The 15,110-nt window shown below is 45.2% G+C and carries 13 protein-coding genes and 1 rRNA gene; 3 read left to right on the top strand and 11 right to left on the bottom strand.

Annotation, left to right across the window (positions count from 1 at the left end; all coding sequences use genetic code 11):
- Nucleotides 1-21: 21 nt before the first annotated feature.
- Nucleotides 22-1,707 (bottom strand): arginine--tRNA ligase, encoded by a 1,686-nt coding sequence (gene argS, locus UXZ23_RS15480; protein WP_320821439.1) that lies wholly within the window; start codon nucleotides 1,705-1,707, stop codon nucleotides 22-24.
- A gap of 423 nt (nucleotides 1,708-2,130) precedes the next feature.
- Complete coding sequence (locus UXZ23_RS15475) at nucleotides 2,131-3,135, bottom strand: fatty acid desaturase (RefSeq protein WP_320821438.1); 1,005 nt, start codon at nucleotides 3,133-3,135, stop codon at nucleotides 2,131-2,133.
- Between the two features lie 38 nt (nucleotides 3,136-3,173).
- On the opposite strand from UXZ23_RS15475, the gene UXZ23_RS15470 reads away from it, so the two are divergent.
- Genes UXZ23_RS15470 through UXZ23_RS15460 form a run of 3 tightly spaced genes read left to right on the top strand, consistent with a single transcriptional unit; the run spans nucleotide 3,174 to nucleotide 5,018 of the window.
- Nucleotides 3,174-3,455 (top strand): hypothetical protein, encoded by a 282-nt coding sequence (locus tag UXZ23_RS15470; protein ID WP_320821437.1) that lies wholly within the window; start codon nucleotides 3,174-3,176, stop codon nucleotides 3,453-3,455.
- Nucleotides 3,391-4,491, top strand: coding sequence for an ATP-binding protein (locus tag UXZ23_RS15465; RefSeq protein ID WP_320821436.1), 1,101 nt, complete (start codon nucleotides 3,391-3,393; stop codon nucleotides 4,489-4,491). Before UXZ23_RS15470 ends, UXZ23_RS15465 begins: the two co-directional genes overlap by 65 nt.
- A gap of 5 nt (nucleotides 4,492-4,496) precedes the next feature.
- Nucleotides 4,497-5,018, top strand: coding sequence for a response regulator transcription factor (locus tag UXZ23_RS15460; protein WP_320821455.1), 522 nt, complete (start codon nucleotides 4,497-4,499; stop codon nucleotides 5,016-5,018).
- A 6-nt stretch (nucleotides 5,019-5,024) separates the two neighbouring features.
- Here UXZ23_RS15460 and UXZ23_RS15455 read toward each other — a convergent pair whose 3' ends face one another.
- The 9 genes from UXZ23_RS15455 to rrf form a co-directional block, all read right to left on the bottom strand.
- The gene (locus tag UXZ23_RS15455; RefSeq protein ID WP_320821435.1) at nucleotides 5,025-5,684 is read right to left on the bottom strand and encodes an energy-coupling factor ABC transporter permease; all 660 of its coding nucleotides are present in this window, start codon (nucleotides 5,682-5,684) and stop codon (nucleotides 5,025-5,027) included.
- Nucleotides 5,684-6,127 (bottom strand): ribosomal protein S18-alanine N-acetyltransferase, encoded by a 444-nt coding sequence (rimI, locus tag UXZ23_RS15450; protein WP_320821434.1) that lies wholly within the window; start codon nucleotides 6,125-6,127, stop codon nucleotides 5,684-5,686. Before rimI ends, UXZ23_RS15455 begins: the two co-directional genes overlap by 1 nt.
- An 11-nt stretch (nucleotides 6,128-6,138) precedes the next feature.
- A complete protein-coding gene (locus tag UXZ23_RS15445) occupies nucleotides 6,139-6,912 on the bottom strand; it encodes a hypothetical protein (protein WP_320821433.1) in 774 nt (257 codons plus the stop codon).
- Nucleotides 6,913-6,917: 5 nt separating this feature from the next.
- Nucleotides 6,918-8,468 (bottom strand): 2-isopropylmalate synthase, encoded by a 1,551-nt coding sequence (locus UXZ23_RS15440; RefSeq protein WP_320821432.1) that lies wholly within the window; start codon nucleotides 8,466-8,468, stop codon nucleotides 6,918-6,920.
- A 70-nt stretch (nucleotides 8,469-8,538) separates the two neighbouring features.
- Nucleotides 8,539-10,944 carry a DUF6160 family protein gene (locus UXZ23_RS15435; protein ID WP_320821431.1) on the bottom strand — a complete coding sequence of 802 codons (2,406 nt, stop codon included), beginning with the start codon at nucleotides 10,942-10,944 and terminating at the stop codon, nucleotides 8,539-8,541.
- A gap of 2 nt (nucleotides 10,945-10,946) precedes the next feature.
- On the bottom strand, nucleotides 10,947-11,570 hold the full coding sequence (locus UXZ23_RS15430) for a DUF6160 family protein (protein WP_320821430.1): 624 nt from the start codon (nucleotides 11,568-11,570) through the stop codon (nucleotides 10,947-10,949).
- Between the two features lie 41 nt (nucleotides 11,571-11,611).
- Nucleotides 11,612-13,186, bottom strand: coding sequence for a hypothetical protein (locus UXZ23_RS15425; RefSeq protein WP_320821429.1), 1,575 nt, complete (start codon nucleotides 13,184-13,186; stop codon nucleotides 11,612-11,614).
- A 2-nt stretch (nucleotides 13,187-13,188) separates the two neighbouring features.
- Entirely contained in the window at nucleotides 13,189-14,310 is a 1,122-nt protein-coding gene (locus tag UXZ23_RS15420; protein WP_320821428.1) for a hypothetical protein, read from the bottom strand.
- A 671-nt stretch (nucleotides 14,311-14,981) separates the two neighbouring features.
- Nucleotides 14,982-15,097, bottom strand: a 5S ribosomal RNA gene (rrf, locus tag UXZ23_RS15415).
- Between the last annotated feature and the right edge of the window lie 13 nt (nucleotides 15,098-15,110).

The raw sequence follows: 15,110 nt of genomic DNA, 5'->3' as shown, positions 1-15,110 counted from the left end.
TTTATAACTATCACAACCGCATTACATTTCTTGCGGAGCACTCACACCGAGTAAGTCTAAACCATTAGCGATAACCTGACGCACACCCTCTGCCAATGCCAGGCGAGCATTACGCACATCCACCTCTTCCACTAAGGTTTTCTCAGAATTGTAATAAGTGTGGAATTCTCCCGCTAAATCGCGCAAATAGTTGGCTATTTGGTGCGGTTCATTCGCATTAGCCGCATTGCGTACGACTTCAGGATAACGCCCTAATTTCACGATCAAATCTTTTTCAGCGTCCAATGCCAACGATCCTAATGCCGCCGAGCCAGCTGCTAAATCCCATGACCAATTATTTTCTGTCAATTTACGGAAGATAGAACAAACACGCGCATGAGCATATTGAATGTAGTAGACAGGATTATCAGACGACTGCGAACGCGCTAGATCAATATCAAATGTTAATTGACCATCAGCTTTACGCGCCGCTAAGAAATAACGCGTGGCATCGCGACCTACTTCGTCAATCAAGTCTCGTAACGTGACGTAGCTACCCGCACGCTTAGAAATTTTAACTTCCTCACCACCGCGCATAACGGTAACCATCTGGTGCAATACGTAATCGGGCCAGCCTTGTGGAATATCTGCGTTTAATGCCTGCAAGCCTGCGCGCACACGAGTAATGGTGCTGTGATGATCGGCACCTTGCTCATTAACGACACGGACAAAACCACGCTGCCATTTATCGAAATGATAGGCGACATCCGGAACAAAATACGTATAGCCACCATCAGTTTTACGCATCACACGATCTTTATCATCGCCGAAGTCGGTAGTACGCAACCATAGCGCACCACCATCTTCGTAGGTGAAACCGTTTTCAATTAACTTATTAACCGCCGCTTCGACCTTGCCTTCTGAGTATAAAGACGACTCTAGGAAGTACACATCAAAATCAACCGCGAAGGCCTTTAAATCCAAATCTTGTTCACGGCGTAAATAAGCCACGGCGAAATGACGAATAGCATCTAGATCATCCGCATCTTTCGCGCCGGTAAAGCTCTGGTCTGCCGCTTCAACGGTATCGCCATTCATATAGCTCTTCGCTAGTTCGACGATGTATTCACCGCGATAACCATCTTCCGGCCAGCTTTCATGGTCTGGAGTAAAGCCCTTGCAACGAGCCTGCACAGAGAGCGCTAGATTATTAATTTGTGCGCCAGCATCGTTGTAATAAAACTCACGAGTAACGTCCCAGCCTGTAGCTTCAAACAAACGACACAAGCAATCGCCTACCGCTGCACCACGACCATGACCGATGTGTAATGGCCCAGTTGGGTTGGCAGAAACAAACTCGACCTGCACTTTGCGTCCAGCGCCTTCGTTACTGCGCCCGTATTGCTCTTTTTGCTCAAGCACTGTGCGTAACAAGGTATTGGTTGAAGCATCGCTCAGATAGAAGTTGATAAAGCCAGGGCCCGCAATTTCGACCTTTTTCACTAATTCACTAGCTGGCAAGGCTGCAACTAATGCTGTGGCAATGTCGCGCGGACTCTTGCGCGCAGGCTTAGCCAAAGTCAGCGCAAGGTTAGTGGCGAGATCGCCGTGCGCCTTATCACGGGTGTTGTCTACCTGAATGCTAGCTTCCAGATCAGCAGGGAGCAGGTTTTGGGATTTCAGTGCCTCAATGGCAGCAGACAATAACTCGGCAATTTGCGGTTTCATAATGACAATCAGCGCCTGACGGGGTGAATTCGGGAGGGGGGCGATTATCGCAAAATTGGGCTAAATGGTGAAGCGCGGATCTCGTGATTGAAGAAAGCGCCTAGTATCGGGGGCTTACGCCTCATACTGACAAGTACCTACCAGCTTACTAACAGAGTTATCCACAAAATTATTTTTTACATACGACATTATAGTCCGCGCTGCCAAGCATTTTAATTTGTTATTTTTTCTAACAGCGCCTTGAACAGAGCTAGATAATATGCGCCTTAGAGAGAATTGGAACGAGCGTTTAAATTTTGCTCGTTCTGAGGGAAAGCCCTTTAAAATCAGGGCAAAGAGCAGTTTTACCAAACTTACCCAAAGTCTTATCCACAGATATATTGGATAAGTAAAGTGGCTGTATAAGTCGGTCCTGCAACAAAACTAAATCGTGGTAAGAAAAGAGACGCCATACAAGCCTAAGAAATTAGGCGTCTCGCCCCCCATTCTCGTGGTGTCACTGGCAATCACACGCGCGACTCGATGACGATGCAAATTACTCAGCACTTCGCGAATGGGAAATGTGTTCGTCGTCGGCTTATCACCATATAGCTCTCGATGTAACGCTGGTAGTCGATACCAAGGAGCCGTCGGCTTTTCGTGGTGAGCATTGTGATAACCGAAATTTAACACCAATAAATTGATCAAGCGTGAGTTTCCCAATGGATTGGAGTAGGTATTCTGCCGCTCATAGTCAGCATCTGGGCGTAAATGCCCTTTTTCATCCACGCCAACAACGACATCGTAAGTATGTTGATGCATATCCATTAATCGCAATACATGTATAAACAGCATATACGCCAAACAATATCCCACTAGTGCCTGCCAAGCAGTCCAAGCCAATATAGCGAAGAGAACGATCCGAATTGCCAACATAATAAGCACCCGTGTGCTCAGCGCTTTATAGGATTTAAAAACAAATGGACTGGCAATAACCAAACCATGCATAAGAATGTCGATTGCAGGAATATACAACCACTCGGCAATCTGGAAGACGCGCAACAATAAGGGATGGCGTAATAAAAAAGCACGATAGTCAATTGCGATAACATCCGCTCGATCCACATGGTGGCGCATATGCTTACTGCGTAAGTCAGCATACGGGGTATAACTCGCACCCACCAAGAAACTCAGCACATTTCCTAAATACTCATTGGCGCGCCGATCCATGAAGAAAGCCTGATGGCTAAGATCATGTATCAAATAAGCAATTAAAATCATGGAATGTGCGAGCAGCAAAATGCCAAATAGCCAGCCAACTGTATGGCCGTAAATCATCAAGGCAAAGCCGGAAAGGTATGTGATGGTTATATAGACCAACAATAGAAAACTAGGGAGCAAAGCATCTGCGTAGCGCAGTTTCATAGATGGCAGAGTGAATCTTGGCATCGTCGTACTCCTTCGCCGCTAGCTGAGGAGCCTGATCTATGTCAGGACTGTGTTCTAAGCTTAGCTTAAATTCTTTGCACTTAGGTACAGTCGCGGCACAATGGCTGGATGTTTTAATGGACAAAGTGACTTTTGAACTCTCATCGCGTATTAGCTCGTCTTGGCTGGCTGCGACTCTCAATCGCTCTGGTGTGGTTGTTATTTATCAGCTGGTTAAGCTTTTCTGGCTTTCAGTTGCTAACGGGGGCTTGGGCTATGCTGGCGGCTTATTTGCCGCTACTGGGTGTAACTCTGTGGCAGATAATACGTGGTTCAACTAGTGAGCAAGCACTCGCTATACATCTAGCAATAGAAACTCAATTGCTCACGGGTTTACTGTATTTCACCGGCGGCGCCACCAACCCCTTTATATCCTATTTTCTGGTATTAATGATGGTTGCTGCCTATAGCCTGCCACTGCGTTTTGCCGTCGCTTTCGCCATAGTGATCGTAGTGGATTACAGCGCTCTCAGTCAGTGGTATCAACCATTAATGAGCAGTACCGCCCATGGCGTGGGTAGACATACTTTGTTTGATTGGCACTTAGCGGGGATGTGGCTAACGTTCGTTATCAGCACCCTTATCATGGTCATCTTCTTGCCCACATTGATGCGCGACCGCCAAAGCCAACAGCAGCAAATTCAGCAACTGCGCGAACAACAACTTAAAAACGAACAACTGATTGGAATTGCCACACTAGCGGCAGGAACGGCGCATGAAATGGGCACACCACTAATGACATTGCACATGCTGTTAGAAGAGTTAACTCATACCCCAAATGAACCTCTCAATCCTAAAGACTTAAAGATGATGCAGGCTCAAGTCAGCACCTGTCGCCAATCATTGCAGCAGCTCGCTCATTCAGGGCGCCAAGCGCAACACAGCGGACTTCACTCGGCCAGTGCTTGGCTAAAACTGTTATTGCACCGTTGGCGTCTAAGCCAGCCTAACGCGCTTTGGGAGGATTTGGGCTGCGACACGGATGCTGTCATTGCAGCTTCGCCACTACTCGATCAAGCGTTGCTTAATTTGCTCAACAACGCCACGGAAGCAGGCAATCTACCGATACAACTACGAACCCATGTTCGTGATGGCTTCTGGTCGTTAGACATCGTTCAGCCCGATCCTCAAGCTGCACAGCACATCCAGGAAGATGCTTTATTCTCAACAATGAAAGATCAAGGTATGGGATTGGGCCTGTATTTAAGCAATGCCAGCGTCGAGCAGTTTGGCGGAGAAATACATCTTCGCCCATTATATAACGGCGGTAGTTTTTGTTTACTCCAACTCCCGGTAATACAGCATGAGGAGCAATGAGCAATATGAATCCAAGTATGCTGGTGATAGATGACGATCCACATTTTGGCCAAGTTATGGTGCGCAGCCTAGAGCGCCAAAATTATTCCGCACAATGGATTGCCAGCCCTGACGAGTTAACACACATTGAACAGGCTCCTGATTTTATTTCTCTCGACCTAAGACTGGAGCACGCATCGGGGCTCGATATTATAGGCACACTGCTCGAGCGCTGGCCCAGCACTCGTATCGTGATTCTCACCGGTTATGCCAGCATTCCAACGGCGGTAGAAGACATAAAACGCGGGGCACACAATTACCTACATAAACCAGCCACCTTACAAGAACTCCTACGAGCCTTTGACGACACTCCAGCTCTCGATACTGAGCAAGAGGAAAGTGTGATGAGTGTTGATCGTATGGAATGGGAGCACATTCAAAGAATACTAAACGAATGTGATGGCAATGTATCAGCCACCGCAAGAGCTCTGAATATGCATAGAAGAACATTACAGCGAAAACTGCAAAAGCACGCGCCTCGTAATTAATAAATATTACGAACGAAAATAAGAATCTTCGTCAAACGTACTCAACCAGCGTGGATGAAAAACCACCATCCCAGTAATAAACATGCCATTCACTACCCCTTCGGGAAACATTATTAGTGGCAAATACCTGCAATAATCATCCCAGATTTTGCTCCATGCATAGGTTTCATGCCAACCAAACCAAGCACTTAAAATCACAGTGTGCAAACCTTGGGTTAAGGCTGCATTAATAAAACCAGCAACCAAAATATAAATAAATGGATTATGCTTCAACCGACGATAAACAATTTGAAAAAAATAATAAGAAAATAGAATTGGTAAAGCCGCATTTAATAAAAAATTAATACCGACGTCGTGCCAGTGTATAGCTCCGCTAAAACCGAGCAACACTTCGACCAACGCACTTGCAACAAAGGCCAGCCGCCAGCCCATCATCAAAGTAATCGCGGTATAACCCAGAATATGAAAATTCATTCCTGGTAAAATACCAGCATTCATCGATGCAAAAGCAAATAGCACAACAATGCTGCCGAAGAAAAAATGTTGGGCTCCCCGATACTTATAGAAAACCGTCCATGAATAATCGGATATTACTCGCCCAAGAATAATCGCAGCTACTATTGTATATAGCCAACCGCTAGCTGAAGAATCAACAATCGATAACATCAATCAATCAGTTCGAGACAGTACATAAGCGCATCTTCACGCCCAGTCTTAGTAGGATAGTAGTTATTGCGGCAACCCGATTGGCAAAATTCCAACGACTCATAGAGAGCGATAGCAGGCACATTGCTCTCTCTTACTTCAAGAAAAAACCGCTCAGCTGCTCGCGTTTTGATATGCGTGATTAAAAAATCCATTAATGCTCTTCCATGCCCATTGCCTTGATAGTCGGGATGTACCGCAATCATTAATAACTCCGCTTCGCCGGCAATAACGGTAACAACAGCATAGGCACGAACGCTATTATCAAGCTCCAAAACCCAAACTGTCTGAGGCTTATTTAAATAACGCAACATAATGCTTTCAGCCCAAGGATGTTCATGCGCACGTCGTTCTATCGACATAAGTGCCACTAGATCATCTATTGTTGCTTCGCGCAGCGACATTTAACAGCCTCTTAGTGAGCAGGAATCGTGCGTAACGCCTGCCACAATTGACGTTTGTCACTTGCGTTACTGAGCATATCGATAAATTGCGGATGATGGTAATGCGATTGCACACCAATACGCGCCAACCAGCGGCGACTATCATCACCGAAAGTTAATACATAGGTAACGCCTTGATCAGCAAAGAATCGCCACTGCGCATTCAATGCTTGCAGAGCCACAGGCTCGCTTTGATCGTCGTGTTTAGATTCAATAAAAGGCCAATTAAATTTCACCGGCACAGGTAATAAATCCATCGGTTGCTGCATGCCTTTTAACACACGATGAGCAAAACGGCGAAGATGCTCTGGTGCCACACTTTGATCACAAATCCAAATACCGCCGCCAGACACTCGTAGAAAGTGCAATTGAAAACGAGGAGGAATACTCGGCGAAGAGGCTAGATTATCGAGACTAAGATCTCGAATCTTATCGTCACTTACGCCAATATTCGACTTCGTTTCAGAATTAATGACTTTGCTATCGAGGGCCGATGGTAAAGCAGCAATAACGGGCTCTGCCATTGAGGTTTTTGCTTTAACAGCAAAGCCAGATAGTAGATCAGCAGCCGCTACAGGCGCGTTAGCGCTACGACTGGGCTGCTGCAGCGCACGCACATTAGCTTTTTCGACTTGCTCTGCATTCGGGAGCCAGCGTGGAGTAGGAGCATGAGGTAGCGCAGCGCGGGGCATCCATTGAGTGATACCCATAGCACTAAGGTAATCTATGCGCTGCTGCTCAAGCATGGCGACTAAACACCATCGTTTTGCGGATGCTGACGAGAGCTGCCAGATTCAAGCAAGTTCAATGCGTGAATATAAGCCTTTGCCGAAGCAACAATAATATCCGTATCGGCACCGCTGCCATTCACTATACGACCGCCCTTCTCCAAGCGCACAGTTACTTCACCTTGTGCATCAGTACCTTGGGTAATTGCGTTAACGGAATACAACAGTAAATTAGCACCAGAGCAAGCAACTACTTCAATCGCTTTCAACGCCGCATCAACTGGGCCACCACCTTCTGATTTACTGCGATGTTCGACACCAGACTTAGCAACGACCAGTTCAGCTGCTGGAACTTCTCCGGTAGCCGAGTGGGATTCAAGAGAAACTAAACGATAGACGTCTTCCACTGAATCTGTAATTGCTTCTGAGGCTAACGCTTGTAAGTCTTCATCAAAGATCTCATGCTTTTTATCAGCAAGCTCTTTAAAACGAGCAAAGGCATCATTTAAGGCCGCATCGGTCGCAAATGTAACGCCGAGCTCTGTTAAACGACTACGGAATGCGGCACGACCTGAATGCTTCCCCATAACCATTTTATTAGCCCCCCAGCCCACATCTTCAGCCTTCATAATCTCGTAGGTTTCACGATGTTTCAGCACGCCATCTTGATGAATACCCGATTCATGAGCAAATGCGTTTGCACCAACGATAGCTTTGTTTGGCTGCACCGGGAAACCGGTTATAGATGAAACCAAACGAGAGGTGGGCACAATTTGCGTGGCATCAATACCTGTTGAGATATTAAACAAATCCGTACGGGTACGAATCGCCATAACCAACTCTTCTAATGCCGCATTACCGGCACGCTCACCCAAACCGTTAATAGTACATTCAACCTGACGTGCACCATTGGCCACAGCCGCCAAAGAGTTGGCCACGGCCAAACCTAAATCGTTATGGCAATGAACGGAGAAGATCGCTTTGTCTGCATTTGGAATTCGATCGAGCAAAGTCCGAATAGTTCGACCGAACTCATCGGGAATAGCATAACCAACCGTATCTGGAATATTGATGGTCTTAGCACCGGCATTAATTGCAGCCTCGATAATACGACACAAAAAGTCGATATCAGAACGACCAGCATCTTCGCAAGAGAACTCGACATCATCCACGTAGTTACGTGCTTTCTTGATAGCATACACGGCTTGTTCAACAACCGCGTCAGGCTCCATACGAAGCTTGTACTTCATGTGAATAGGTGAAGTTGCGATGAAAGTGTGGATACGAGCGCGTTCTGCTCGTTTAAGAGCTTCTGCAGCATGTTCGATGTCGCGATCAACTGCGCGCGCAAGACTACAAATGGTACTTTCACGAACGGCATCTGCAACTGCTTGAATAGACGCAAAATCACCAGGACTGGCAGCAGCAAAACCCGCTTCGATAACATCGACGTGCATTCTTTCTAAAGCTTTACCAATACGAACTTTTTCGTCTTTAGTCATTGACGCGCCAGGGCTTTGCTCCCCATCTCGCATGGTTGTATCAAAAATGACTAAACGATCTTGCTGGCTCATGAGGGTCTCCGCTGCCAATGAATCAGACGCATAGTATACGCCTGATCACTGGTCACCGCAGCATGATAGATTAACGGATCGGAGTCGCCGTTAAGTTTGCTTGAATATCAGCATTTTGGATCACAATACCTTGGATCAAGGTTTGTGGAGTGCTGGTAGGTGTAGCCGCTAATGTTAGACCGTCGATATTCAACTGTTTAAAGTGAACACGACCGAATACTGCGAAACCTAATGGACGCTCACCAGCTACTGTTAATACCTCATTACCCAAATCATCTAAAACGACAGTTTCAGCAACGTCGATGGCTAAATCAACGTTAAAGCCATAATCATTCTGATTTGGATTGCCAGTACCATCATTAGTGCTGAAGTTGTTTAGCGCAAGAGTCGTACCGTTTGGTTGAGTCCAAGAGAAACTGTTTCCCTTGCCCGCATATCGAAGATCGGTACCATCATCTTTTACGAAGATTGCACGCACTTTAACTGTTAAACCTTGGTCGCCACGATCTTCGAAACGACCGCCGTCGGCACCACACGCTGCTTCTGTAGCACCTGAACCACCGATACAAACTTGGCCAGCACCACCAGACGCAACTGAAATAGTTGTTCCATCCTCAAGTCGTGATAACTCGAATGAGCCTAAGGATTCACCATTAACCTTGTCACCGAACTTGATATCGCTAACCCGGATTGTGGACCATGCAAGACCTTTATTAATTGTTAATCCGTTATCTGTGACGTCCAGAGTGGCGTTGCGCATGTGGATGTCATAGGTAGTCCCAGTCAACCAGACACCGCGCCCCTCTTCATTTACCGTTAAAGCAGCATTCGCATCTGAGATGTACAGGTCAGTATTTAGTGTAATCCCCTGCCCACCAGTATTAATATTACCAGCAGCAATCGTGAGATTACCGTTCATTTTAAAGTCATAAGACGGAAAAATTTCAAGGGCTAACAACAACTCTGTACCACCCATTAATGGAGAATCCAACGCCTCCTCTTCACTGCGACCAACGGTCACACCAGCAAAGCTGTATGAACCCTGTAAATCTTCAAAACCGATACGCAGGCCATCGAAGTTACCGTCATAGTTATCGCTATATAAGCCAGTTGCGCCATACAAACCGCCTGTTCCAGGATTTGCAGCATAACTAGTCATATCCATAGTTACACGGCCGATACCGTAACTATTGAAGCCATTGAAATAAACGTAGTTACCGTTGTCATTCATAGCCAAATAAGTATTAAGAACACCAGGCTTGTTAAAATCACCTTGTGCATCTGTAGCAGTTACATATGGATCTGAAACAATATTCCAAGAGACATCTGCCGTAATACCGTCATTGCCGACAGCACCACCAGGACGGAAATACAGATAATTCAAACGATTATTAACAAGGTCATCTCTAAAATGAAACTCCCCTTCAAAGCTTCCAAGAGTCTGGGATAAACCGTTGTCGTAATCCGCTTGTGTACCACCTAAAACCAAATCATTTAGGCTATAAGCAAAATCAAAATCGGCAAATCTAATAGCCATATAAGGGCTTTCTGCATCACTTTCTAAATCAAGAGAAAAGCCACTAACCGTACTGAACGTTCCAGTAAAATCTTTTGCAAGCATGATAAAGCCGTCGTCGGTATACATAAACGCGGGCGTTTCGTTACCTACAACTCCGTCATTATCATCATCGTTGATCAATGTTAAACCCGGAATAAAGGTTATCCCTTCTCCGGTCTTGCCGCCAGCTTTGATCTTAAATGTTCCGTAGGCATCCAAGTTAAAAGATACTGCGCCAAACGTACTGGCTAATGGGTCATCAAAACCAATGGGATTATTTGCATCCAAGCTCATCCCGACAGCACCGACACTATAACCCAAATGTAAACCCCGATTTGACTCCGTTCCCATATCAATGGTCATAGTGTCATTTTCAAACATTAAATGACCATAATTAACGATAACCGAAAATGTGTAGTCGTCTAAAATCCAAGCCAAACCGTCATCTGTAAAATTTAATCGATCGAAATGCATTTGCACTTCAGATCCTGAGAGGTCATAAATACCGTCGCCTAAACCTGCAATATGAAACTTTGAAGAATAATCGTAACGCCCTTCGATCCCCATAAAGCTATTATTAGAACCTGAAAGACCGATACTCCCAATGGATAATTCACGTGCACCGGAAACACTATCGATTTTTAGGCGGCCATCAGCATCTATGTCGATTAAAGACGTTGAATCAAAAGTAGCCCCCGCAACACCAGATAGAGAAAAGTCGTTAAATTGCAAGGCGACACCATCTTCTTGATATGCAATTTGATCAGCGGTAAGACTCTCAGTGGCAGTATTTAAGGTAATGCCTGACTGACCGCTCACCGAAGACATTTCAGATTCATCAAGAGGCTGAAGTGCAGACACATTGCTGATATTCACAGCCAACGCTAGGGCACTAATTGGGAATAGTATGTTTTTCATAATCAATTCACCGGGAAAAGTAGCAAGTTGCCTTTCAGCGTAATATCGCCATTCATTTGAATACCAAATAAATTTGTCTGCTGGAACGTATTGCCATCAGCAAGAACAGTTCCATTCGGCTTCCATTCACCACTATTTGCAACCGCTAGAGTGAACTTGAAATTATTAAGCGACACTGTTTTCGGAAGGCCTATTTCAACGACTTCTTTATTAAAAGCCTCAACCACTGGATTACCGGAAGCATCACGAACATCGTAGTCCAACGCTGTTTCTCGAAAACTCGTACGTAGTGTTAGCCCTTCAAATGAAAATCCACCAGACAAGTCATCCAATACATACCAACCGCCTTGGTCAAGCTGGGCGGCAATACGTATACCGCACTCCCCTGGCTCTGATACAGTACCGCAATTGCGAACCTGTTTCTCAGTACCAAACTCGTCGAATTGACCAGAAGTAGCTCCCCATAAAGGGCCACCTTCTTTGTTAAAAGCAAGCTCACCAGATAGATATACACCACCCTGGCCTGTTACTGATTCCATCTCAGCTTCTTCCATCGGAGCCAGTTCAGCAAATGCAGATACCGAAGACATTAGACCAAGCAAGGCTGTTATTTTTCTTATTGTCATTACATATACCCCTTTATGGCACACACAATTGGCTGCGCCAATTACAGGTCGTGACTTGTCACTTTAAGATAAGTCGCACGTAAGCCGTCAACAGTTAAACTACCAAGACTATTGGCAGCAGCAGTCGCATTTCCTAACTGAATATTACCGACATATAAATAGCTCTTCTGAGCATTGTCGTAAAAGTCTTCGTAGTTGGTACCATCAACTCCAGACAGTTCTAACTGAAAATTACCATCTGCAGTCACACTGAACTTAAGTGGCTGAACTTCGCCATACCCCAACGATAAACTTAAATAGAAGTTATCCATAAAAAGTGTCGCGGAATCTTGAAGTGCTTGAGTATTGCAGGCAGAACCACAGGTACCGATATTGAGTTCCTTAGCATACAAATTGAGTCTAATTTCAGCATTTAATTCATTATCACGCGACCACAACTTCATATATGAGCCGTCTAAAGTAACTCCTTTCATGTCGATATCCATGAAATCTTCTCGGTAAGCGCCTTTATCTTCGTCATACACTGTAAATTTAAACTTCGAGCCAATATCTAAACCCGCTCGACGGCTATAACCCGCGCTTAACTGAACCGCGACACTATTAACATCTTCACGATCACCTTCACGAATGGCAACCAAACCGTTGGCACAAGAGTTACTAGCTTCTACATCACCACATAAACTACGATAAGACTCATAATCGCGAAGACGTTTAATCAGACTATTACCATTAGAATCGAGGGTTTCTTGATAACGACGAGCAAGCTCTCTCTCAGCTACATTATAATCGTCAACTTCGGCTAGATAATCATCAACCGTAGCGTTGTATTGTCCTTTTGCGGTACCGGAACCACATCCTATCCCTAAGAATCCACAATCACTCCCTTCGTATTTTTGCCCTAAAACAACACCTTCACCGGAAGCGGTCCAAGCAGTTTCCATAGTGTCATATGCTGGAGCAATGTCAGCTTGTTGTGTTGCGACAACCTGTTCCTGGGGGGTAATCTGAGCAGCTATGTCACTATTAATACCCGTTTCCAAATTCACCATTTGACCACTGTAATACCCTTCCAGCGCATTCTTATCTGACGTCAAACGACTAACAACTGCATCAATTGCTGCCACAGAATCATTCGCATTTGTACATCCGGACTGGCCGTAGACACACTCCTGATATCGGGCCCATTTAGCATACTTATCTGTGTTTTCTAAAGCGTATGTATACTCACCAGATCTTAGTTGTAGCAACGCAATATCGTCGCCAATACTAGCAAAAGCACTGCCAGGTAACGTTTCTAGCACCCAAGGATGAGCCAAGCTTCCTATTTGTCCTGGCGTCTCAACTGTGCCGTTTTGACTGCCCTCACCCATAACATAAAACTCTGTCCAATCAACGGTAACATCACGACCATCCGTGACACCGCCGTCGGGACTGGAGCTTTTAATACCAGTTACGGTAGTAACCGCATCATCAACATTAAATACAAAATCCTCTAATACGATACCTAGGCCTTCGCCCGTCGCATTGGATAATACTGCATCATCCAAAGCGACCAGATCTGCATTTGCGAAAATGGGAGCTATAACTAAAAAGGTGCATAGTATTTTTTTATTCATTTTTAGCATCCTTTTGTCCGGCCAATACATGTGGCTACACGAGGCTCACCGGTTAAGGCATTGTATAAATCTATATAGAGGGGGTATCTCTGCTGACCATTCGAGTCGGCATACCTGGCAATATTCAAGAACGCCCCTTTCTCAGTGAAAACACGTGAGGCACCAGCAATTCCAGACAAATCCTCCCAAGGCACAGACTCTAGCTGGAGAGATATAAAAGCTCCTGATGCAGATCCATTCTCAAAATCTTGAGTCGGGTCACCAACGTATACACTTTGGTAGTTTGTTGTACGGAAACACGCGGTCACACCAATAACAGAGCAATCTGCCGAGTTTGTTAAGGCTGGTATTAAACTCGCGATCAGACCAGAATCGTCAGATTCGAAGTTAGTGCCTGTTGGCACACCAATCCAAGATGCACGTTTCAAATAAGGTGCACCGTTCAGAGTAGCTTCACCAGTGGCGCCATCGACCAACAAAACCTCAGCATAAATTTCAGTATTTGCTGCCAATGCCAATTCTATACACTCAAACCAATTCGCCGTACCACCAGAACCACAGGCGGAATCATATGCAATAGACCCTGGGCCTCGAATTTCACCTTCAAGATTTCCTGTTAATGAAATTAGGTCTCCAGACAAATCACCTTGAGCCTGACCAAAACCAATGCGAACACCAGCAATCCGACGAATACTAGGATTCCCAGGATCTGTTTTATAAGCCAATTCGATGTATGGGTCTTTAATTTTAAAGGGAACGATTTCAGCATTTTCGGGGTCGTTATAATTATCAACCCGACCTAAAGCGAAATTTTGAATTATAATATCGGCATCATAGACAGCGACGCTGCCATCTGCGTTATAAACGATATTGCGGTTATCATCGACTATCGGCGCTGTACCATCAGCACCATAACTGCGATCGAATTCGCCTATACGCAACTCGTCCATATTGCTAAGAGTCTCGATATCAAGGCCTAAGTTCACACGCGTGAATTCATAGTTACCTAAGCTAGCATCTGAGTATGAAGAGGCATCAACTGTGATGAATGCCTGACCTGTATAGTGGTTGAGCTCATCATCAGGAATAGCCTCTAGAGCTACAGACGACAAACTAGCCGTCATAGCGCTTAATGCGAGTATTGATCTGTATGCTTTATTGACCACTTGGTGACCTCGTAAATCGTTAGAGGACAAGTCACACCTTAACCAACATTCAGTATAGTCGGACAGGGTTTGGAATATGGTGACAACTTGTTTTTATTATTAAATTCTTGTTACCGATAGGATATGCGCTACAGGATTTGCTTCAACCTCTATTAGCGGTACGGGCGTACTCTTTACAGCAAGACTACATTATCCCAACAACCAACTTAGCTGAAACCGCGCGCTTCGTGCGTTAATCGCTACGAATTCATATCAATTTCCAACACTTTACCACATGTGTCTGTTAGCAACCACAGCCACTACATCTAGTTGCTGTAAAGATTATTGACACTATATCGAGTGTAAACTCACATAAACAGCCAAGTTTTGCAAACGCGTCAAGTCTTCACTTTCCATAAGCCAAAAGCCCGCTTCATTGTCATCAATAAATGGATGGGCAATATCGACCTCTCGACGATTTAAGCAAACTGAAAAAAATGCTTATAAGGACAGTTGCTGTAAAGATTGGAGACACGACGTCGATTATCAATTGACAATCACAAGATAGATCACTAAGAGTGATCGCATTCGCCAAATTGCAGACAAGAAAAAACCCCCGACCGTTACCGGAAGGGGGCTTTAGAATAAGAGCTTGACGATGACCTACTCTCGCATGGGGAGACCCCACACTACCATCGGCGATACTGCGTTTCACTTCTGAGTTCGGAATGGATTCAGGTGGTTCCACAGCTCTATTGTCGTCAAGCAAACTGGTATTT

Source organism: Thalassolituus sp. (genome assembly GCF_034111725.1).
Taxonomy (GTDB): Bacteria; Pseudomonadota; Gammaproteobacteria; order Pseudomonadales; family Oceanobacteraceae; genus Thalassolituus.
This window is presented reverse-complemented; position numbering and strand designations above follow the sequence as displayed.